The sequence below is a fragment of the Paracoccus yeei ATCC BAA-599 genome (genome assembly GCF_000622145.1).
Lineage (GTDB): Bacteria > Pseudomonadota > Alphaproteobacteria > Rhodobacterales > Rhodobacteraceae > Paracoccus > Paracoccus yeei.
This window is the reverse complement of sequence record NZ_JHWH01000001.1, coordinates 1-21,436: the sequence shown is the minus strand read 5'-3', so window position 1 is coordinate 21,436 and position 21,436 is coordinate 1. Positions and strand designations below refer to the sequence as shown.

The window sequence follows — 21,436 nt, the reverse complement described above, 5'->3', positions numbered from 1 at the left end:
ACCGGCTTGCGATGGCTGGGATCGACCCGGCGCTGGTTCTTGCCTTCCAGCACCGGGTGGCTGGCGATCAATGCGCCATCCTCGAAGATCCTGACTCTCGGAATTTCATCCGGACGCGGTGGCGCTGGCGCCGCTGCACATTGCCATGTCGCTTGTCGCATCCGGCATATCGGCAACCGAGGCGAAGATAATCACGTCCTGACAAAGCAGCCCCCGGCTTCGGTCGGGGGCAAGTTCCGGCAAGTGCCGGGGCGTTCCCGCTTTGCATGGGGGAAGTGTTGGCGGAATAGCCAGCGGTCTCTTGCGAATTAATTATAAGAAAACAATAGCTTAAGGAAAGTTGTTGGCGGAGGAGGTGGGATTCGAACCCACGGTGGGGTTGCCCCCACGTCGGTTTTCAAGACCGGTGCATTAAACCACTCTGCCACTCCTCCGACCCTTGCGACGTAGCGTGAAGCCGGGGCGCGGGCAAGGCCCTCGCGCGGGTGGGTCCGGCAGCCGCGGGACAGGGCGCAATCCTTCGGAGACGGGTTTGGCGCCCGGTACATGGTCCGAAACTCAGACCCGCCTTGTTGCATGGATGAGCGATCCCAGGGCCGTTCCCGGCCATGGGAGAGGCCGCGGCGCTTACTCCGCCGCCTGGGCCATCGGGTTGTTCGGGTGCGAGGTCCAGTTGGCGTAGGGCTGGACGGGGCGGCCGGTGCGCTGGTCGATCTCGCCCACGGCTAGCTCGCGCATGGTGATGCAGTTCTCGACCGGGCAGATGTCCAGGCACAGGTTGCAGGCCACGCATTCCTCTTCCTTGACCTGGAAGACGCGGCCGGGAAGCATGGCGATGGCCTGGTGGCTGGTGTCTTCGCAGGCGGCATAGCACCGGCCGCAGTGGATGCAGGCCTCCTGGTCGATCACCGCCTTGGTGGTGTAGTTCAGGTTCAGGTGCTGCCAGTCGGTGACATTGGGCGTCGCGCGGCCGACCAGATCCGAAAGCGCCATGCCGTGGTCGTCCAGATAGTCGCGCAGGCCGGTGATCATCTCTTGCACCACCTTGAAGCCATAGGTCATGGCTGCGGTGCAGACCTGCACGGTGCCCGCGCCCAAGGCCATGAATTCGGCCGCGTCGCGCCATGTCGTCACGCCGCCGATGCCGCTGATCGGCAGGCCGCGGGTCGCGGGGTTGCGGGCGATCTCGGCCACCATGTTCAGGGCGATGGGCTTGACCGCGGGGCCGCAATAGCCGCCGTGGCTGCCCTTGCCGTCGATGGTGGGCTGGGGCGCGAACAGGTCGAGATCGACCGAGGTGATGGAGTTGATCGTGTTGATCAGGCTGACCGCATCGGCGCCGCCCCGCATCGCCGCCTCGGCAGGTTTGCGCACATCGGTGATGTTCGGGGTCAGCTTGACGATACAGGGCATGCGCGAATGCTTTTTCACCCAGCGCGTCACCATCTCGATATATTCGGGGACCTGGCCCACGGCGCTGCCCATGCCGCGTTCCGCCATGCCGTGCGGGCAGCCGAAGTTCAACTCGACCCCGTCGGCGCCGGTATCCTCGATCCGGGCGAGGATGTCGCGCCACGATTCCTCGTCGCAGGGCACCATCAGGCTGATGACCAGGGCGCGGTCGGGATAGTCGCGCTTGACCGACTTGATCTCGCGCAGGTTCACCTCAAGCGGGCGGTCGGTGATCAGCTCGATGTTGTTCAGCCCCAGGACGCGGCGGTCGGGGCCGTGGATGACACCATAGCGGGGGCCGTTCACGTTGACGACGGGCGGGCCCTCGCTGCCCAGCGTCTTCCAGACGACGCCGCCCCAGCCGGCCTGGAAGGCGCGGCGGACGTTCACCTCCTTGTCGGTGGGCGGCGCCGAGGCCAGCCAGAACGGATTCGGGGACTTGATGCCGATGAAGTCCGTGTGCAGGTCAGCCATGGACGGCCTCCAGGGGGTGGGCCTGCGCCATCAGCGCGGCGTGGATGTCTTCGGCCGCGTCGCGGCCCTCGGCCACGGCGGTCACGGTCAGGTCGTCGCCGCCCAGGGCGCAGTCGCCCCCGGCCCAGACCCCGGGAACCGAGGTGCGGCCCGGCCCTTCGGTCACGATCTTGCCGCCGGAAACCGCAAGCCCCCCGATGTCACCCTGAAGCCGCTGGCCGATGGCGCGCAGAAGCTGGTCGCAGGGCAGGCGGAAGCGCTCGCCCGTGTCCTCAAGGCCCAGGGGGCCCTGGCGGGTATACATGAACTCGACCTCGCGCACGGCGCCATTGCCCAGGACGCGCAGCGGCGCGGCGTTGCAGATGATGCGCACGCCGCAATGGGTGGCGTGGTCCTGTTCGTGGCGGCTGGCGGCCATCCGGGCCTGGTCGCGGCGATAGACGATGGTGACGTTCTGCGCCCCCAGCAGCCTAGCCTGCACGGCCGCGTCCACGGCGGTCATGCCGCCGCCGATCACCACCACATCGCGGCCGACCGGCAGGGTCGCAAGATCCGCGGCCTGGCGGAGATCGCGGATGAAGTCGACGGCGTCCGCGACATGGGCGCGCGCCTCGCCCTCGGCGCCAAGCGCGTTGACGCCTTGCAGCCCGAGGCCAAGGAAAACCGCGTCATACCCGTCCCGCAGCGATGCCAGCGTGATATCGCGGCCCAGCACCTGGCCCAGCCGCAGCTCGATCCCGCCGATGCCCAGCAGCCATTCGACCTCGCGCGCGGCGAAATGGTCCACGGCCTTGTAGCTGGCGATGCCGTATTCGTTCAGCCCGCCGGGCTTGGGCCGGGCGTCGTACAGCACGACATCGTGGCCCTTGGCGGCCAGCCGGTGGGCGGCTGCCAGCCCCGCCGGGCCGGCGCCGACCACGGCGATGCGGTGGCCGGTGGCGGGGCCGCGCCGGAACGGATGCACGCCCTGCGCCATCAGATGGTCGGTGGCATAGCGCTGCAGGGCGCCGATCAGCACGGGCTTGCCCTCGGCCTCCATGCGCACGCAGGCGCCTTCGCACAGGTTCTCGGTCGGGCAGACGCGGCCGCACATGCCGCCCAGGATGTTCTGGTGAAAGATCGTGCGGGCCGCCGCATCGGGCGTGCCGGTCGAGATCTGGCGGATGAACAGGGGAATGTCGATGCTGGTCGGGCAGGCCGCGATGCATGGCGCGTAGTGGCAGAAATAACAGCGGTCCGCCTCGACCCGGGCCTCGTGCGGGTCGAGGGGCGGCGAGACCTCCGAGAAATTGGCGGAATAGGACTCCGCCGGCAAACGGCCCGGCACGACGCCCGGCGTAAGCTGGCTGTGGGTCACGGCGACCTCCCTGCTGGCTGTGTTCTTATGGAATCAGGCTCTCACGGGTCGGATTTTTTATCAAATGGTAAAATTATCCGAAGGCCGGTTTGCCGCCATTTCAGGCAGGCAGGTGCAGGATGGCGGCAAGCCCCCCCAGATCCGAGCGTTCGAGCCGCAGGCTGCCGCCGTGCAGCGCCGCCAGATCGGCCACGATGGCAAGGCCAAGGCCGGAGCCGGGCGGGCCGGTCTCGTCCAGCCGCCCGCCGCGCGCCAGGGCCTGGGCATGGTCCTGGTCGGACATGCCGGGGCCGTCGTCCTCGATGCGGATGGCCAGCATGTCGGCGCCCTGGGGCGCGGCCGCGATACGGATGCGGCGTCCGGCCCATTTCACGGCGTTCTCGATCAGGTTGCCGGTCATCTCCTCAAGGTCCTGGCGTTCGCCGGCAAAGGCCAGGTCCTCGGGGACCAGCGTTTCCACCGCAAGGCCGGATTCGCGGATCGGGCCGCCCAGCACCATCAGGATGTCGCCCAGGACCGACAGGACCGGCGTGCGGTGGCCAAGCGCCCGGGGCGCGCCGGAGCTGCGCGCGCGGCGCAGGTGCCAGCCGATCTGGCGGTCCATGCGCGCGACCAGCGCGTGGCCGGGGTGGTCGGGCGGCAGGGCATTGTCCAGCGCGGCCAGCGGCGTCTTCAGTGAATGGGCCAGGTTGCCCACATGATCCCGGGCGCGCGCCAGGACCAGCCGGTTCTGCTCCAGAAGGCCGTTGATCTCGGCGGCGATCGGGCGCAGCTCGGCCACCGGGGGCAGGGGCAGGGACTCGGCCTTTCCGGCGCGGACGGCGCGCAGGTCGCGGCCCATGCGGTCCAGGCTGGCCAGCCCCGCCGCGACCTGCGCCACGCTGGCCAGCGCCAGCGCCAGTCCCAGCACGCCCAGCGAAATCGCCAGGGGACGGCGCAGGCGGGCCATGCTGGCGTCGATCTCGGCCCGGGGGGCGGTGATGGTGACGGCCAGCGCCGACTGGCTGCCGGGCAGGGTAAAGGCGTGGCGGGTGACGCGCAGCGGCTCGCCGCCCGGGCCGGTGCCGGGACCGCCGGTGAAATCGGCCTGCGGCGTTTCCAGCACATTGTCGAACAGCGAGGGCGATTTCGCCACCACCGTGCCGTCCTGGGCCAGTTGCCAGAACCAGCCCGACAGCGGCATGGCAAAGCGCGGGTCGGTCGGCGCGGGCCCCGCGACCAGCCGCCCCGCCGCGTCGATGGACGCGCCGGCGATCAGCGCGTCAGCCACGGCCTCGGTCTCGGCATCGAAACGGTCGGTGATGAAGCGGTCGAGGATGGCCGCGATGGCCAGATAGCCCGCGACCAGCGCCACCCCGATCAGCACCGCCGACAGCCCGATCAGCCGCGCGCGGATCGAATCGCGCCAGATCAAGCGGCGCCCCGCAGCACATAGCCCTCGCCGCGCCGGGTTTCGATCAGCCCCTCGCCGATCTTCTTGCGCAGGCGGCCGATGACCACCTCGATCGACTTGAAGTCGCGGTCGGCGGCGGCGTCGTACAGGTGATCGGACAGCTCGGTCCGGCTGACGACGCGGTTCTGGTGGTGGATCAGATAGGACAGGATGCGGGTTTCGAAGCCGGTCAGCTTCAGCGCCATGCCGTTCCTGGTGATGACGCCAAGCTGGCTGTCCAGCCGCAGCGGCCCGGCCTTGATGACGGCCTGGGCATGGCCGGCGGCACGGCGCACCAGGGTCTGGGCGCGGATCACCACCTCCTCCAGCCGGAAGGGCTTGACCGCATAGTCGTCGGCGCCGGCGCGAAAGCCCGCCACCTTGTCGGTCCAGTCCCCGCGCGCGGTCAGGATCAGGACCGGCATGGTCACGCCACCCTCGCGCCAATGGGTTAGCACCTCGATTCCGGGCAGGCCGGGCAGGCCCAGGTCCAGGATCGCCAGGTCGTAGCTTTCCGTCGCGCCCAGGTATTCGCCCTGCGTGCCGTCGCCCGCGATGTCGCAGGCAAAGCCGCCATCGGTCATGGCGCGGTCAAGCTGGGTTGCCAGGACGGGGTCGTCCTCGACGATCAGGCATCTCATGGCAGGCATCTCATGAAGCGTCTCTCATTCAGTCGTCCCTTCTGCGCCGCGCTTCTGTCATGCCGCTGCCGGCGACTTCAAGAAAGGCGCCGGTGCGCGCGTCCAGGCGGATCAGCAGCACGTCGCGCGACCGCGTCATCAGGCGCAGCTCGTGCACCAGCTCGACGCCCCGGGCGCGTTCCTCGGGGCGGGCGGGGGCAAGGCGGGCGGCGATCAACCGGCCCTGAAAGCGCCGGCCCGCGATCCGCGCGGCCTCTTGCAGGGGAATGACGCGAAAGCCAAGGTCTTCGGGGACGAAGTCGCGCGCCTCGTCGCCATGGCCCGGCGGCGCGGCATGGGGTGCGCGGGGCAGGAACGCCGTGGCCAGCCCCAGAAGGGCCGCGACGGCAAGCACAAGCAGGGCGGGGCGGATCGACATGCCTTATCCTAGCCGCAAAAGCCAAACGGAAACCAAACGGGCCATTGGCGCTTTGTTGGTGGCCGCCGGACTAGAGACGATTCGCATGGGGCCCGCAAAGCGCGCGCCCCGCCTTAGGACAAGGAACACGACATGAGCAGATTCTTCACCGCCTCGGTGGCGATGGGCGCGCTGGCCGCGATGCTGGCCGGTCCCGTGCTGGCCCAGGACGCGCCCGCCGCGCCCCCCGCGGCCGAGGCGCCGGCCTCGGTGACGCTGCCGCAGGTGCTGCGCGACGCGGGCCTGACCGATGTGGACAGCAAGCCCGGCCGCCATGGCACCCGCATCCAGGGCAAGCTGGCCGACGGCACCGAACTGGGCGCCTTCCTGGACGGCAAGGGCGAGCTGCGCGGCCTGCGCGCCAAGGACGATGCCGTGCTGCCCCAGTCCCTGATCGAGGCGCTGGTGCCCCAGCCCGTGCGCGGCCAGGCGATCTTTGGCGAATTCGCGCGCCTCGATGCCATCTTCAACGGCCCCGAGGGCATCGCCCTGTCGGGCCAGGACGCGCAGGGCAAGGCGCTGCGGGCGGGTTTTGCCGCCGACGGCACCCTGATGCGCTTTGGCCGGGGCGAGCCCGAGCGGCCCCGCATGGGCGACATGCGCCCCGGCGGTCCCAAGGGCCCGCATGGCGAGGACCACGGCCGGGGCGGTCCCGACGGCAAGGGCCCGCGCCACGAAGGCAAGGGCCCCCGCGACCATGACCGCGACGGGGACCGCGACCATGACCGCGATGGGGACCGGCGCGGCGACCGCGACCGCCGGGGCCCCGCGCCCCAGGGCGACCCGCTGACCCCCGACCAGGTCCGCGCCAGCCTGACCGATGCCGGCTATACCGAGGTGGCCGAGATCCTGCAGCAGGGCCCGATCACCATCGCCCGCGCCACCAACCCCGAGGGCGAGCCGGTGCTGGTCGAGGTGGGCGTGGACGGCAAGATCCTGCGCGAACTGAACCGATAAGGCCCCGAATACGGGCGAATGGGGGCGCGGCGGCCAGCCGCGCCCTTTCCTCATCGACGATTTTCGTTCAACATTTGGCAAGGGCTCGCCATTCTGGGCAAAAAGGCTTGCCTGATCGTTGCAGCAATGCCAAATCCGCACGGCAATTCCGGCCTTTCGGGCCAAGAGCTAGGATCAGCCAATGCATCGTCGTGAGTTCGTGTTCTCTGCCGGAGCGGCCCTGTCCGCCGCCACGCTTGCCTCGGGCCTCGGGGCGGCGCTGGCGCAAGAGGCGCCGGCCACCCCCGCGACACCCGAGCCTGCGGCCCCCGCCGCCGCCCCCAAGCCCTTCGGATTCGAGGACGTGGCCGAGATGGCCCGCGACCTGGCCAGCAAGCCCTATGCCTATCGCGACGCCGAACTGGTCGGCAGCTTCTCGAACCTGACCTACGACCAGTATCGCGGCATCCGCTTTCGCCGCGACCGCGATCCCTGGGCCGGCAGCCGCGACTTTGCCATGGACCTGCTGGCGCCCGGGGCGATCTTTCACGAACCCGTGGACATCAGCCTGGTCGATGAGGGCGTGGTGATCCCGGTCAAGTTCGACCCCCACATGTTCGAATTCGATCCGGCCCATTTCCCCGACGGGGTGGATTACGAAACCGTCGGCAACATGGGCTTTTCGGGCTTTCGCCTGCGCGCGCCGCTGAACCGTCCCGACGTGATGGACGAATTCGCCGTGTTCCAGGGCGCCAGCTATTTCCGGGCGGTGGCGCGGGGCACGCTCTACGGCATTTCGGCGCGCGGCCTTGCCATCGGCACCGGCAGCGCCGAGGGCGAGGAGTTTCCCCTGTTCCGCGGCTTCTGGATCCACAAGCCCAGCGATCAGGACCGCTATGTGACGATCCACGCGCTGCTGGACAGCCGCTCGGTTTCCGGCGCGTTCGAGTTCCGCATCACCCCGGGGGCAGAGACGGTGTTCGACACCCGCGTCGCCCTGTTCCCGCGCCAGGACATGAACAATGCGGGCATCGCGCCGCTGACCTCGATGTACTGGTTCGGGCCGACCGACCGCACCCGGGTCGACGATTACCGCCCGGCGGTCCACGACAGCGACGGGTTGCAGATGCTGACCGGCAGCGAACAGCGGCTGTGGCGCGTCCTGTCGGGCCATTCGACGCTGCAGGTGTCCGCCTTCATGGACGAAAACCCGCTGGGCTTTGGCCTGGCGCAGCGCGCGCGCAGCTTCGACGCCTATCAGGACGCCGAGGCGCGGTATGAAAAGCGTCCCTCGGCCTGGATCGCGCCGCAGGACGGCTGGGGCAAGGGCACCGTCACGCTGGTCGAGATCCCGGTGCAGAACGAATTCAACGACAACATCGTGTCCTACTGGCAGCCCGCCGACACGCTGAAGGCCGGCGAGCGCTATGACTTCAACTATATGCTGAGCTTTGCCCCCGAGCCCCCCGACAGCGCCCCCATCGCCCGGGTGGTCGAAACGATGTCGGGCCAGTCGGTCAACAACGCGACCGCGCGCACCTTCGTCATCGACTATGACCTGGACGTGTTCGGGGCCGACGACCCGGTGGCGCAGATCAAGGCAAGCGCGGGCAGCATCGGGCACAGCTATCTGCTGCGCATGCCGGAACAGGGGCGGATGCGGCTGGCCTTCGAATACATTCCCGACGGTGCCAAGCTGGCCGACCTGTCGGCGGTGCTGAACGGGGCCGGGGGCGCCCTGAGCGAGACCTGGATCGCCCGCTGGACGCGCGAGTGACGCCGTGACCCAGACCGATCAGACCCGGGACCCCGCCGTCGACGCCGCCCGTTTCCCGGCCATCACGCTGGCGGACGAAGGCGAATGGGCCCGGCTTGACCTGGGCGGGGCAGGGGAGGGACCCGCCACCCCGCCCGAGGCGCCGCTGGACATGCCGGCGCAGGATTTCCGCGGCCGTCCCCCGCGCGGCCCCGATGCGCGCTGGCCCAGCCTGCGCACGATCCTGGCGCGGCTGATCGCCTTTGGCGGCGCGGCCGTCATCGCCTGGATCGGCTGGCAGCAGATGGACCGCGCCTTCGGTACCAATGTCACCGTCCTGCAGGGGGTGCTGCTGGTCCTGTTCGGGCTGACCTTCACCTGGGTCGGCTTTTCCTTCACCTCGATGATCGCGGGGTTCCTTGCGCCGCGCCTGCGCACGCCCGAGGGACCGAACGACGCGCGCGTGGCCATCGTCATGCCCGTCTACAACGAGGACGCGGCGGCGACGGCGGGGCTGCTGGCGGCCCTGGCGCGCGACCTTTACCGCGTGGGCATGGCCGACCGGGCCGAGATCTTTGTGCTGTCCGACAGCCGCAAGCCCGCCGCGGTGCTTGAGGAGATGGTCGCCATCAGCCGGCTGCGCGACATCTCGCCCGTGCCGGTCTGGTACCGGCGGCGCAAGAACAACAAGGGCCGCAAGGCCGGCAACGTCGCCGATTTCGTGACCCGCTGGGGCGGGCGCTATGACCAGATGGTGGTCCTGGACGCCGACAGCGTCATGGGCGCCGCGACGATCAAGGCCTTGTCGGCGCGGATGAACGCCGACCCCGCCGTGGGCCTGATCCAGACCATGCCCATGCTGGTCGGCGGCCAGACCATATTCGCCCGCCTGACCCAGTTCGCGGGCCGCGTCTATGGCCCCGCCATCGCCCGCGGCGTCGCCGCATGGTCGGGCGACAGCGGCAATTTCTGGGGCCACAACGCCATCATCCGGGTCGCGGCCTTTGCGCAATGCTGCGGCCTGCCGGACCTGCCGGGCAAGCCCCCCTTCGGCGGCCACATCCTGTCGCACGACTTCGTCGAGGCGGCGCTGCTGCGCCGGGCCGGCTGGAAGGTGCGGCTGGACCACGACCTGCGCGACAGTTTCGAGGGCAGCCCGCCCACGCTGCTGGACATGGCCGTGCGCGAACGGCGCTGGGCGCAGGGCAACCTGCAGCATTCGCGGATCATCTTCTCGCGCGGGTTCGCCTGGATCAGCCGGGCGCATTTCGTCATCGGCATCCTGGGCTTCCTGATGTCGCCGATCTGGCTGGCGATGATCCTGGTCGGCCTGGCGCTGTCGGCGAACGTGCTGCTGTCGCGGCCGGATTATTTCCCGCAGACCTATCAGCTGTTCCCCGACTGGCCGACCTTCGATCCGGTGCGGATGCTGTGGCTGTTCGTTGCCGCCATGTCGTTCCTGCTGGTTCCCAAGTTCATTGGCCTGTTCCGGGCCTGGGCGCGGCCGCTGGCCCGCAACTCGGGCGGGCCGGTGCGGCTGCTGGGATCGGCCCTGTTCGAGATCGTGCTGTCGGCCCTGATCGCCCCGGTCCAGATGCTGATCCAGACCCGCCAGATCTATGACATCCTGCGCGGCCGCGATTCGGGATGGGAGGCGCAGGTCCGCGCCGGACAGGTGCCGCCCTGGTCGGTGGTGCTGCGCCGCCATGCGCTGCATGTGTTCCTGGGGGTGGGCACGCTGGTCGTGCTGGCGATCTTTTCGCCGCCGCAGCTGGTCTGGCTGTCGCCGATCCTGGCCGGGCTGATCCTGTCGCCGCTGACCTCGCGCTGGTCGGCAAGCCCGGTCTTTGGCCGCTGGGCGCGGCGCCAGGGCCTGCTGGTCACCCCCGAGGAGCGCGATCCGCCCGAAATCCTGACCGCTGCCAATGCGCTGGACTATCGCATCTCGGCGACCCTGCCGCGCGAGGGGCTGGAAGCGGTCGGCCGGGACGGCGCGATGCAGGCCCGCGTCGCCTCGCTTCTTCGGGCGGGCGCGCCCGACGGCCCGGCCTCGGCTCGGCTGGACGCGATCTCGGCCGAGGCGAAGCTTGCCCATGCCGCAACCCAGGCCGAGGCGCTGAGCTTTCTGAGCGAGGCCGAAAAGCTGGCCCTGCTGGAGGACCGCCGCCTGGTCGAGGCCTTTGCCAAGTTACCCGCATGAACCGGATCGCGGCGCTGGACATGCTGCGCGGCTATGCGCTGGTCTGCATCATGCTGGACCACATGCCGATGGGCGTCCTGCGCAACGTGACGCTGGCCAACTTCACCGTCTTCGACGCGGCCGAGCTGTTCGTGCTGCTGTCGGGCTTTCTGGTCGGCATGGTCTGGGTCAAGGTCGAGGAACGCCAGGGCCGCCAGGCCGCGCAGCTGCGGTTCCTGAAGCGCGCCTTCCAGGTCTGGCTGGCGCTGGTCGTCGGCGCGGTGCTGCTGGCGCTGTTCTCTCGGCTGCTTTACGACCTCAAGATCAACCATACGGCGGTCTGGTTCCAGTATTCCCGCTGGGTGATCGACAACCCGCTGGGCTATCTGGTCACGGTCATGCTGATGTGGATGCAGCCGAACCTGCTGGACGTGCTGGCGCTGTATGTCGTGCTGATCGTCACCGTGCCGCTGACCGTGCCCTTCCTGCTGCGCTATCCGTGGCTGGCGATGGCGGTGTCGGTCACGGTCTGGTTCTTTGCCGCGCCCTTGAACATGCTGGTCCCGAACCAGAGGCCCGGCGGGCTGCTGTTCAATCCCTTCGGCTGGCAACTGCTGTTCTTTCTCGGCGTGGCCCTGGGGGCGTTTCGCCACGACATCATGCCGGTGCTGCGCCGCCGGTCGGGGGTGCTGACCGCCGTGTCGCTGGGCATCCTGCTGTTCGGGGCTGCCATCCTTCTGTGCTGGCGCATCGGAGAGCCCGCCAAGCCTGTCGCCGCCATGCTGAAGTCGATCTATGGCGAAATCGACAAGTGGTCGCTCGACGGGCTGCGGCTGATGTCGATCATGGCCGCGACATGGCTGGTCGCCGTACCGCTTGCGCGCCCCTTTGCCTGGATGGCCGATACCGAACTGGGCCGCGACCTGGCCGAAATCGGGCGCGGCGGGTTGTGGTCCTTTATCGTCTGCGTGCTGCTGTCGATCTGGGGCGATGCGCTGGACATGATGGCGCCCAAGGATTTCAACGGCTTCCTTTTGCGGCTGGCGATTGATATCTGGGTGATCGCGGCGCTCTGGGTCGCTGCCGCGCTGTGGCTGCGGCGCCATGAATGGATGGGCCGCATCCGCGCCCGGCTGGGCAGCTAGACCGACAAGGGGGATGCCATGAGGTCCGACATCGAGATCGCGCGCGACGCCAGCAAGCGCCCCATCGCCGAGATCGCGGCCCGCCTGGGCCTGGGTCCGCAGCAGATCCTGCCCTATGGCCATGACAAGGCCAAGATCACGCATGAGGCGATCGCCGAACTGGCCGACCGGCCGCGCGGGCGGCTGGTCCTTGTCACCGCCATCAACCCCACCCCGGCCGGAGAGGGCAAGACCACCACGACCGTGGGCCTGGGCGACGCGCTGAACCGCATCGGCCAGCGTGCCACCATCTGCATCCGCGAGGCCTCGCTGGGCCCGAACTTCGGCATGAAGGGGGGCGCGGCCGGCGGCGGCATGGCCCAGATCGTGCCGATGGAGGAGATGAACCTGCATTTCACCGGCGATTTCCATGCCGTGACCAGCGCGCACAACCTGCTGTCGGCGATGATCGACAACCACATCCATTGGGGCAACGCGCTGCGCATCGACCCGCGACGGGTGACCTGGCGGCGGGTCATGGACATGAACGACCGGGCGCTGCGCGACATGGTGGTTGCGCTTGGCGGGCCGGCGAACGGCTATCCGCGTGAAACCGGCTTTGACATCACCGTGGCCTCCGAGGTGATGGCGATCCTGTGCCTCGCCTCGGACCTGGCCGACCTGCAGGACCGGCTGGGCCGCATCGTCATCGGCCAGACCTTCGAAAAGACCCCGGTGACGGCGCGCGACCTGGGCGCGGACGGGGCGATGACGGTCCTGCTGCGCGACGCGTTGCAGCCGAACCTGGTGCAGACGCTGGAAAACAATCCCGCACTGGTCCACGGCGGCCCGTTCGCCAATATCGCGCATGGCTGCAATTCGGTCGTGGCGACGCGCACGGCACTCGCGCTGTCGGATTACATTGTGACCGAGGCGGGCTTCGGCGCCGACCTGGGGGCCGAGAAGTTCCTGGACATCAAGTGCCGGCTGGCCGGGCTTGCGCCCGATGCGGTGGTGCTGGTGGCGACAGTGCGCGCGCTCAAGATGAACGGGGGCGTGGCGCGGGCCGAGCTGGGCGCGGAAAACGTCGCGGCGCTGCGGGACGGCTGCGCGAACCTTGGCCGCCATATCGAGAACCTGCGCGATTTCGGCCTGCCGGTCATCGTCGCCATCAACCATTTCGCCAGCGACACCGAGGCCGAGATCGCCGCCCTGCGCGCCTATTGCGCCGAGTTCGGCGTCCAGGCGGTGCTCTGCCGGCACTGGGCGATGGGCGGGGCGGGGGCCGAGGATCTGGCCCGCGCCGTGGTGGACCTGGCCTGCTCGGGCGCGGCCGATTTCCGGCTGCTCTATCCCGACGACATGCCGCTCTGGGACAAGATCGAGACGGTCGCGACCCGCATCTACCGCGCCGAGCGGGTCGAGCCCGCCCCCGGCGTGCGCGAACAGATCGAGGCCTGGCAGGCCCAGCACGGCCACCTGCCGGTCTGCATGGCCAAGACGCAATACTCCTTTTCCGCCGACCCTGCCGCCCTGGGCGCGCCCGAGGGCTTCGTGATCCCGCTGCGCGAGGTGCGGCTGTCGGCCGGGGCGGGTTTCCTCGTCGCCATCTGCGGCGAGATCATGACCATGCCTGGCCTGCCGCGCGAACCCGCCGCGCTGCGCATCGGCCTGGACCCGCAGGGCCGGATCGAAGGGCTGTTCTGACTTGCGCGCGGGCCTGCCCCTGGCCCTGCCGGGCATGAGGATCGGCCTCTTGGGCGGCTCCTTCGACCCCGCCCACCAAGGCCATGTCCACATCACCGACGAGGCGCTGCGCCGCTTTGGCCTCGACCGGGTCTGGTGGCTCGTCAGCCCGGGCAACCCGCTCAAGGGTCATGCTCCGAAACCGCTTCAAGAACGGATCTCAAGCGCCCGAAAGATCGTCAAAAACACCCGCGTCACCGTGACCGGGATCGAAGCGGTTCTTGGAACCCGCAAGACCGTTGACACCATCGCAGGATTGCAACGGCTTTACCCCCGGGCGCGGTTCGTCTGGCTGATGGGGGCCGACAACCTGGTCCAGTTCGACCGCTGGGACCGCTGGCGCGAGATCGCTGCCCGCGTTCCCATCGGCGTGATTGCGCGCCCCGGCTGGCGCATGCCCGCGCGGTTTTCCCGCACCGCCCGCATTCTTGCCGAAGCCCGCCTGCCCGAAAGCCGCATCGGCCGCCTGGCGGACGCCGCGCCCCCCGCCTGGGCGATGATCAACGTGCCGATGAACAAGCTGTCCTCGACCGCGATCCGGGCCGGGCGGGCCTGATCGGGCGCGCCTTAGCGTTTCCTTGTTGTTCAAATACCCATGCCGCCCGCGCCACCGACACCGACCGCCGCCATCCTAGGGCAGCCGGTGCCGCGCCCGGGTCGCAAGCTCGATGGCGGCGGCATGCAGCCGGTCGATGTCCAGCTGGTCGCGGATCTCGGCCAGCATCTCGGCCTCGACCTCGCCCAGCCGCCCGTCCGAGGCCGCGACGTCGCAGGCCAGCACATAGGCGGTATCGAACAGCTTTTCGGGCAGCGACTGGCGGACCAGCCCGAACAGCGCGTCCAGGCCGTCCTCCTCCTCGAACAGGGTCATCACGGTCTGGGACACGGCGCGCACCCGGTCGATGTCGTAATTGGCAAAGACCGGGGTATGGTTCACCGCGCGTTCGATGGCCAGCAGTTCGGACGTGCGGGGGTTCTGGTCCGAGGCGGACACCCCCACCATGACCGCGACCAGCGCGTCGCAGGGCGAGAACGAGGGCAGGTTGTCGGTCATGGCATTTCTCCGTGGGTTCGGGGCGAAATTATTGACCATCGGGTCATGTTTCAATACGGGGAAGGCCTTAGCGATGGAGAGCCCCGATGACCGCCCTGCGCGACGCCGCCATGAAATCCAAGGCCTGGCCCTTCGAGGAGGCCCGCCGGGTTCTGAAACGCTATGAAAAGAAGGACCCGGAAAAGGGCTATGTCCTGTTCGAGACGGGCTATGGCCCCTCGGGCCTGCCCCATATCGGCACCTTCGGCGAGGTGGCGCGCACGACGATGATCCGCCGCGCCTTCCAGATGATCTCGGACATTCCGACGCGGCTGTTCTGTTTCTCGGACGATCTGGACGGGATGCGCAAGGTTCCCGACAACGTACCCCAGCAGGACATGCTGCGCGAGCACTTGCAGGAACCGCTGACCACGGTGCCCGACCCGTTCGGCGAATACGACAGTTTCGGCGACCACAATAACGCCATGCTGCGCCGTTTCCTGGACACCTTCGGTTTTGAATACGAATTCATCAGCGCGACCGAGTTCTACAAGTCCGGCCGGTTCGACGCGACGCTGCTGAAGGCGGCCGAGAAATACGACGAGATCATGGCGGTGATGCTGGCCAGTCTGCGCGAGGAGCGCCAGCAGACCTATTCCTGCTTCCTGCCGATCAGCCCCAAGACCGGCAAGGTGCTTTACGTGCCGATCAAGCATGTCGATGCGAAATCCGGCACCATCACCTTCGACGACGAGGACGGACAGGAGATGACGCTGCCGGTGACGGGCGGCCATGTGAAGCTGCAATGGAAGCCCGACTTCGGCGCCCGCTGGGCCGCGCTGGACGTCGATTTCGAGATGTACGGCAAGGATCACAGCACCAACACCCCGATCTATGACGGCATCTGCAAGATCCTGGGCGGGCGCCCGCCCGAGCATTTCACCTATGAGCTGTTCCTGGACCAGCACGGCCAGAAGATCAGCAAGTCCAAGGGCAACGGCCTTTCGATCGACGAATGGCTGACCTATGCGGCGACCGAGAGCCTGAGCTATTTCATGTTCCAGAAGCCCAAGACCGCCAAGCGGATGTATTTCGACGTCATCCCCAAGGCGGTGGACGAATATCACCAGCAGCTGCGCGCCTATCCCGAGCAGACACCTGAGCAGCAACTGGCGAACCCGGTCTGGCACATCCATGGCGGCGATGTGCCCGCCTCGGACATGGTGGTGCCGTTCCAGATGCTGCTGAACCTTGCGTCCGTCGCGGGGGCCAAGGACAAGACCGGGTTGTGGGGGTTCATCCGCCGCTATGCGCCCGAGGCCAGTCCCGAGTCGAACCCGACGCTGGATGCCGCTGCCGAGTTCGCCGTGCGCTATTTCAGCGACTTCGTGGCGCCGACGCGGGTGTTCCGCGCACCCACTGAGGTCGAGCGCCGGGCGCTTGAGGACCTGGCGGGTCGGCTGGCTGCGTGGAACCAGCCGGCGGATGCCGAGGCGCTGCAGACCATGGTCTTTGCCATCGGCCGCGATCACGGATTCGAGCCGATGAAGGACTGGTTCCAGGCTCTGTACCAGGTGCTTCTGGGCGCCGACCAGGGGCCGCGCTTCGGCGGCTTCATCGCGCTTTACGGCGTCGAGGAAACCCGCGCCCTGATCGAGCGCGCGCTGGCGGGCGAGCTGGTGTCCGAACCCGCCGCCTGATCCCAACCGGCCCGTTGCGCGCGGCCCCGTTGCCGCGCGCGCATGGTTAAGGAACGGTTAACGCCGCCTTGCCACATTCCCACCAGAGCGCGCGGCCCATGGGCTGGCAGGATCTGGTAAGGAGAATTTGGCATGGCCATCACGATCACCGGCAACAAGTCCTTGATGCCGCGCGAGTTCCGGCTGGGAATGAACCAATGGTCGCGAACCGACGGCACGTCGGGCAGCCCGACCTGGGCGGGGCAGGCGAACCTTGGCATGGTGCCGGCGGACCAGGATTTCGGCGACTGCATCGAGATCGTGAAGCTCGATAGCGTCACCTCGTTGCGATACATGGGCAAGACGCCGATCAGCCCCGGGACCTATTTGCGGATATCGACGCGGGTCAAGGCCATCGCCGGCAACATCCCCCAGGTGCGGATCGCAGGCTATGCCGCCGCGGCCGACGGCTCGAACGTCCTTGGCGTTGTGCAGGTCGGGACGACCGTCAGCCTGACCGCCTATGGCGATGTGGTCGAGGTTTCCGCCATCGTCGGCACCGGCCGGCGCGAGGGGGTGGACATGGCCTGGGGCCGGCAGGCGGCTTACGGCCATTTCGGCATCGACCTCATCGGCGACAACAACGGCGCGGTCCGCATCGAGAACATCGTGATCGAGGACGTGACCGCGGCCTTTGTCGCCGGGATGCTCGACTGGGTCGACGTGCGCGATTTCGGCGCCATCGGCAACGGCGTCGCGGACGACCGCGCGGCCTTTGTCGCGGCCAATGCGGCGGCGGGGGGCGGCCAGCTGCTGGTGCCCGAGGGGACCTATTACATCGGCGCCGACCTGAGCCTGAGCGTGCCGGCACGGTTCGTCGGCGTCCTGAAAATGCCCCGCTCGGCCCGGCTGGCGCTGACCGGCAAGTTCGACTTCGGGACCTATGCCAGCGCCTTCGGCAGCGAAACCGAGGGGATGAAGCGGGCCTTGCAGGCCCTGTTCGGGTTCACCGATCATGCGCTTCTGGACCTGGGCGGGCGGTGCGTGCACCTGACCGAGCCCCTGAAGGTCGCCGATTACGCCCCGAACCTGACCAGCTTCGGCAACCGCCGCGTCATCGCCAACGGCCAGATCACCATCACCCCGGGCCCCGCCTGGGACACCAGGGCGGTCAGCGCCACGGCGACCTACAACCCCAACAACCCGGGCGTGCTGACCAACGTCTCCAACATCGCCAACATCGAGATCGGATCCCGCATCAGCGGCAACGGCGTCGGCCGCGAGGTCTATGTCAACGGCAAGAACGTCGCCGCCGGCACCCTGTCGCTGTCCCAGGGGCTTTACGGCGGGGCGGGGACCCGCGCTTATACCTTCACCCGCTATCGCTATGCCTTCGACTTTTCCGATATGGAAAGCCTGAGCCGCCTGAACTTCGCCGATATCGAATTCCTGCTGGACGGCAATGCCAGCGCGGTGATGCTGGCCAAGGACGGTTCGATGAACTGCTTCCGCGACTGCTACTTCACCCGGCCAAAGGACCGCGGCATCACCTCGATCGGGACGGCCTGCCAGGGCATGGTGGTGGACCGCTGCGAGTTCCTGTCGAACGAGATGTCGACCCTGTCGCAGAACCGCACCTCGGTCGCGATCAACGTCAACGCCAACGACACCAAGATCCGGCACAATCGTTTCGTGCGCTTCGGTCACTTCATGGTGGCGGCGGGCGGCGGCCACATGATCGACAACAACCACTGGTTCCAGGGCGACACCGCGCAGGTCGGCGTGCGGTTCGGCGGGCTGATCCTGACGCGCACGAACGTGCAGGCCAACGTCACCTCGAACTATATCGACAACTGCTCGATCGAATGGACAAACGAACACGACGCCAAGCCCGACTTCGAGGGCGACGAGTATTCCTTCGGCGGGCTGACGATCACCGGGAACACGTTCCTGGCCTCCGACACCACGCTGGGGTTCAACTGGCTGGTGGTCAAGCCCTATGGCTCGGGCCACTTCATCCACGGGCTGGCGGTCATGGGCAATGTCTTCAAGTCGCTGACCAACAAGATCACCCGGATCGACCGCGTGGACACGACATTCGCGAACCTCGACTATGCCCGCATGCGCAATATCCAGTTCCAGGGCAATATGTTCAACGGGGTGAACACCTATGTGGCGAACCCGGTGGACATCACCTTCACGCAGGCGACCGCCTCGAACCGCTGGCTGGTGAACGTGGACACCTCACTGCCGTTCAACGGCTACGCCAAGAAGGTCGAGGCGGTCGTGGCGACCTCGGCCATCACCAATGCCGCGAATGCCCGCGTGACCGAGATGCCCTGGGTCCAGCCGTCGGTCGGCACCACCCGAAAGCAGGTTGCGCTGAACTGGGGCGCGGCCACCAAGGGCAGCATCGCGCTGCGCGTGCGCATGGATGACCCGCTCTAGGGGCTCGGCCCGACCGAACTGTCGTCGCCCTCGACCGCTTCTTCTGCGGCCGGGGGCTTCAGCATGTCGGCGGCCGCCAGCCGATAGGCGCGGCCAAAGCCCGCGTTCAGCAGGCCCGACTGCGGCTCCAGGCGCCAGAAGCGGAAATCCGGCAGGTCGATGTAAAGTTGGGCGCGGGGGTCGCGCGCCAGCCAGCGGTCGCGCCGGGCAGGGTCGGGGGCAGCGACCACGGCCCGGGCCAGGACCGACAGGCGCGGCTGCGCCATCGGATCGCCCGAACCGTCGCCCGCGACCATCAGTCCGGCGCGTGGGTCCAGCGCCAGGGCGCGGGCGTGGGCGGCCAGACCCGACAGCAGCGCGACCGGCACCCCGTCCGGGTCCGCCTGCAGCGCGATGCGCGTGACCAGGGGGGCGCCGCTGTCCGGGTCCAGTGTGCCCAGGCTGGCGTGGCGCGCCGTGTCGATCAGGCGGCGGGCCAGCGCGCGGGCGTGATGGTCGGGGGCAAGGAAGGGGTCGGTCGTCATAAGTGCCAGTTTTTGCCCGGCCCGCGGCCTCTGGCAAGCGGCTGTCAAAGATTTACAGAATGCTCGGGTTCAAAGTCAATAAATTTACAGAAAATGCCTTTGCAGAAACCATTTTACGCGATGGCGTGATCTGTATTAACCTCCCTCAATCGGCGCCATGACAGACGGCCGTGTGTGCCCCGGGGAGGGGGTGGGCAGGATCGCAGGGCGCTGCAGAGCGAGTGGAGGAGGCCTGCGATGTCCCTTGATACGATTGCCAAACATCCGATTCCGCCTGGATTTGAGGGTGCGCATGTGGGTCCTTCCGACTATGCGCGGCTTTATGACGAATCGATTTCGGACCCGGAGGGGTTCTGGGGGCGCGAGGGCCGGCGGATCGACTGGATCGAGCCCTATGCCAAGGTCAAGAACACCGATTTCACCCTGGGCCAGGTCTCGATCAAGTGGTTCGAGGACGGGGTGCTGAACGCCTCGGTCAACTGCATCGACCGCCACCTGCCCAAACGCGCGGGCCAGACCGCGATCATCTGGGAACCCGACGACCCGGCCACGCCCGCGCGCCACATCACCTATGCCGAGCTGTCCGACAAGGTGAACCGTTTCGCCAACGTGCTGCTCAGCCAGGGCGTCATGCGCGGCGACCGGGTGGTGATCTACATGCCGATGATCCCCGAGGCGGCCTATGCCATGCTGGCCTGCGCGCGGATCGGGGCGATCCATTCCATCGTCTTCGCGGGCTTCTCGCCCGACGCGCTGGCCAACCGCATCAACGATTGCGGCGCGAAACTGGTCATCACCGCCGACACCGCGCCGCGCGGCGGCCGGCGGACCGCGCTGAAGTCGAACACCGATGCGGCCTTGCTGCACTGTTCGGACAAGGTGCGCTGCCTGGTCGTCAAGCACACCGGCGACCAGACCACCTGGATCGAGGGCCGCGACGTGGACGTGCTGCGCCTGATGGAGGAGGTCAGCCCGGACTGCCCGCCCCGCCCGATGGGGGCCGAGGATCCGCTGTTCATCCTTTACACCTCGGGCTCGACCGGCCGTCCCAAGGGGGTGGTGCACACGACCGGCGGCTATCTGGTCTATGCCGCGATGACGCATCAATACGTCTTCGACTACAAGGACGGCGACGTCTTCTGGTGCACGGCCGACGTGGGCTGGGTCACCGGCCACAGCTATATCGTCTATGGGCCCCTGGCCAACGGCGCGACCACCGTGATGTTCGAGGGCGTGCCGAACTTTCCCGACCCGGGCCGGTTCTGGGCGGTCTGCGAAAAGCACAAGGTGACGCAGTTCTACACCGCGCCGACCGCGATCCGCTCGCTGATGGGGCAGGGGCCGGAATGGGTCGAGAAATACGACCTCTCCAGCCTGCGCGTCCTCGGCTCGGTCGGCGAGCCGATCAACCCCGAGGCCTGGAACTGGTACGACCGGCACGTGGGCCAGGGCCGCTGCCCGATCGTGGACACGTTCTGGCAGACCGAGACCGGCGGGCACATGATCACCTCGATCCCCGGCGCGATCGAGACGAAGCCGGGTGCTGCGACGCTGCCCTTCTTCGGCGTGCGTCCCGCGGTGCTGGACGCCCAGACCGGCGCGGTGCAGGAGGGCAACCCGGCCGAGGGCGTCTTGTGCATCGCTGACAGCTGGCCCGGCCAGATGCGGACGCTGTGGGGCGACCACCAGCGCTTCGAGGAGGCCTATTTCCAGCAATATCCGGGCTACTACTTCACCGGCGACGGCTGCCGGCGCGACGAGGACGGCTATTACTGGATCACCGGCCGGGTCGACGACGTGATCAACGTCTCGGGCCACCGCATGGGCACGGCCGAGGTCGAATCGGCGCTGGTCGCGCATGAGAAGGTCGCCGAGGCCGCCGTGGTCGGCTATCCGCATCCGCTGAAGGGGCAGGGCATCTATGCCTATGTCACGCTGATGAACGGCATCGAGCCCAGCGACGCGCTGCGCGCCGAGCTTGAGAAATGGGTCAGGACCGAGATCGGCCCGATCGCCAAGCCGGACCTGATCCAGTGGGCCCCGGGCCTGCCCAAGACCCGCTCGGGCAAGATCATGCGCCGCATCCTGCGCAAGATCGCCGAGAACGACTACGGCGCACTGGGCGACACATCCACCCTCGCCGAACCCGCCGTCGTCGACGAACTCATCGAAAACAGGATGAACAGGGGGTAGGGCAG

General features: G+C 68.1%; 16 protein-coding genes and 1 tRNA gene. 9 read left to right on the top strand and 8 right to left on the bottom strand.

Going from position 1 to position 21,436, the window contains the following annotated elements; all coding sequences use genetic code 11:
- Positions 1 to 344: 344 nt before the first annotated feature.
- The 6 genes from BU28_RS0100085 to BU28_RS25985 form a co-directional block, all read right to left on the bottom strand.
- Positions 345 to 434: transfer RNA gene (locus BU28_RS0100085), tRNA-Ser, on the bottom strand.
- A gap of 193 nt (positions 435 to 627) precedes the next feature.
- Positions 628 to 1,926, bottom strand: a complete 1,299-nt coding sequence (gene preA / locus BU28_RS0100080) for an NAD-dependent dihydropyrimidine dehydrogenase subunit PreA (protein WP_028717623.1) — start codon at positions 1,924 to 1,926, stop codon at positions 628 to 630.
- Positions 1,919 to 3,283, bottom strand: coding sequence for an NAD(P)-dependent oxidoreductase (locus BU28_RS21655; protein WP_036761709.1), 1,365 nt, complete (start codon positions 3,281 to 3,283; stop codon positions 1,919 to 1,921). The genes preA and BU28_RS21655 overlap by 8 nt, the downstream gene beginning before the upstream one ends.
- Before the next feature lie 100 nt (positions 3,284 to 3,383).
- Positions 3,384 to 4,697, bottom strand: a complete 1,314-nt coding sequence (locus BU28_RS0100070; RefSeq protein WP_028717622.1) for a sensor histidine kinase — start codon at positions 4,695 to 4,697, stop codon at positions 3,384 to 3,386.
- Positions 4,694 to 5,356 carry a response regulator transcription factor gene (locus BU28_RS0100065; RefSeq protein ID WP_028717621.1) on the bottom strand — a complete coding sequence of 221 codons (663 nt, stop codon included), beginning with the start codon at positions 5,354 to 5,356 and terminating at the stop codon, positions 4,694 to 4,696. Before BU28_RS0100065 ends, BU28_RS0100070 begins: the two co-directional genes overlap by 4 nt.
- 28 nt (positions 5,357 to 5,384) lie before the next feature.
- Positions 5,385 to 5,774, bottom strand: a complete 390-nt coding sequence (locus tag BU28_RS25985; RefSeq protein WP_028717620.1) for a PepSY domain-containing protein — start codon at positions 5,772 to 5,774, stop codon at positions 5,385 to 5,387.
- Positions 5,775 to 5,906: 132 nt separating this feature from the next.
- Between BU28_RS25985 and BU28_RS0100055 the strand changes: the two genes are divergently transcribed.
- The 6 genes from BU28_RS0100055 (at position 5,907) to BU28_RS0100030 (ending at position 14,110) form a co-directional block, all read left to right on the top strand.
- Positions 5,907 to 6,770 (top strand): hypothetical protein, encoded by an 864-nt coding sequence (locus tag BU28_RS0100055; protein ID WP_028717619.1) that lies wholly within the window; start codon positions 5,907 to 5,909, stop codon positions 6,768 to 6,770.
- Positions 6,771 to 6,951: 181 nt separating this feature from the next.
- Positions 6,952 to 8,526 (top strand): OpgD/OpgG family glucan biosynthesis protein, encoded by a 1,575-nt coding sequence (locus tag BU28_RS0100050; protein ID WP_028717618.1) that lies wholly within the window; start codon positions 6,952 to 6,954, stop codon positions 8,524 to 8,526.
- Positions 8,527 to 8,530: 4 nt separating this feature from the next.
- Complete coding sequence (mdoH, locus tag BU28_RS0100045; protein WP_051577647.1) at positions 8,531 to 10,705, top strand: glucans biosynthesis glucosyltransferase MdoH; 2,175 nt, start codon at positions 8,531 to 8,533, stop codon at positions 10,703 to 10,705.
- On the top strand, positions 10,702 to 11,829 hold the full coding sequence (locus BU28_RS0100040; RefSeq protein WP_028717616.1) for an OpgC domain-containing protein: 1,128 nt from the start codon (positions 10,702 to 10,704) through the stop codon (positions 11,827 to 11,829). Before mdoH ends, BU28_RS0100040 begins: the two co-directional genes overlap by 4 nt.
- Positions 11,830 to 11,847: 18 nt before the next feature.
- Positions 11,848 to 13,515, top strand: coding sequence for a formate--tetrahydrofolate ligase (locus BU28_RS0100035; RefSeq protein WP_028717615.1), 1,668 nt, complete (start codon positions 11,848 to 11,850; stop codon positions 13,513 to 13,515).
- Position 13,516: 1 nt separating this feature from the next.
- On the top strand, positions 13,517 to 14,110 hold the full coding sequence (locus tag BU28_RS0100030; RefSeq protein WP_081791232.1) for a nicotinate-nucleotide adenylyltransferase: 594 nt from the start codon (positions 13,517 to 13,519) through the stop codon (positions 14,108 to 14,110).
- Between the two features lie 75 nt (positions 14,111 to 14,185).
- Here BU28_RS0100030 and BU28_RS0100025 read toward each other — a convergent pair whose 3' ends face one another.
- The gene (locus tag BU28_RS0100025) at positions 14,186 to 14,608 is read right to left on the bottom strand and encodes a tellurite resistance TerB family protein (protein ID WP_028717613.1); all 423 of its coding nucleotides are present in this window, start codon (positions 14,606 to 14,608) and stop codon (positions 14,186 to 14,188) included.
- Positions 14,609 to 14,694: 86 nt separating this feature from the next.
- On the opposite strand from BU28_RS0100025, the gene BU28_RS0100020 reads away from it, so the two are divergent.
- Both BU28_RS0100020 and BU28_RS0100015 read left to right on the top strand, forming a co-directional pair.
- Positions 14,695 to 16,287, top strand: a complete 1,593-nt coding sequence (locus BU28_RS0100020) for a lysine--tRNA ligase (RefSeq protein WP_028717612.1) — start codon at positions 14,695 to 14,697, stop codon at positions 16,285 to 16,287.
- 132 nt (positions 16,288 to 16,419) lie between these two features.
- Positions 16,420 to 18,714, top strand: a complete 2,295-nt coding sequence (locus BU28_RS0100015) for a polysaccharide lyase domain-containing protein (RefSeq protein WP_028717611.1) — start codon at positions 16,420 to 16,422, stop codon at positions 18,712 to 18,714.
- On the opposite strand, the gene BU28_RS21650 is transcribed toward BU28_RS0100015, so the two are convergent.
- Entirely contained in the window at positions 18,711 to 19,238 is a 528-nt protein-coding gene (locus tag BU28_RS21650; protein WP_051577646.1) for a pyridoxamine 5'-phosphate oxidase family protein, read from the bottom strand. The two genes, BU28_RS0100015 and BU28_RS21650, sit on opposite strands and share 4 nt — an antisense overlap.
- A 237-nt stretch (positions 19,239 to 19,475) precedes the next feature.
- Between BU28_RS21650 and acs the strand changes: the two genes are divergently transcribed.
- Positions 19,476 to 21,431, top strand: coding sequence for an acetate--CoA ligase (gene acs, locus BU28_RS0100005; protein ID WP_028717610.1), 1,956 nt, complete (start codon positions 19,476 to 19,478; stop codon positions 21,429 to 21,431).
- Positions 21,432 to 21,436: the final 5 nt, after the last annotated feature.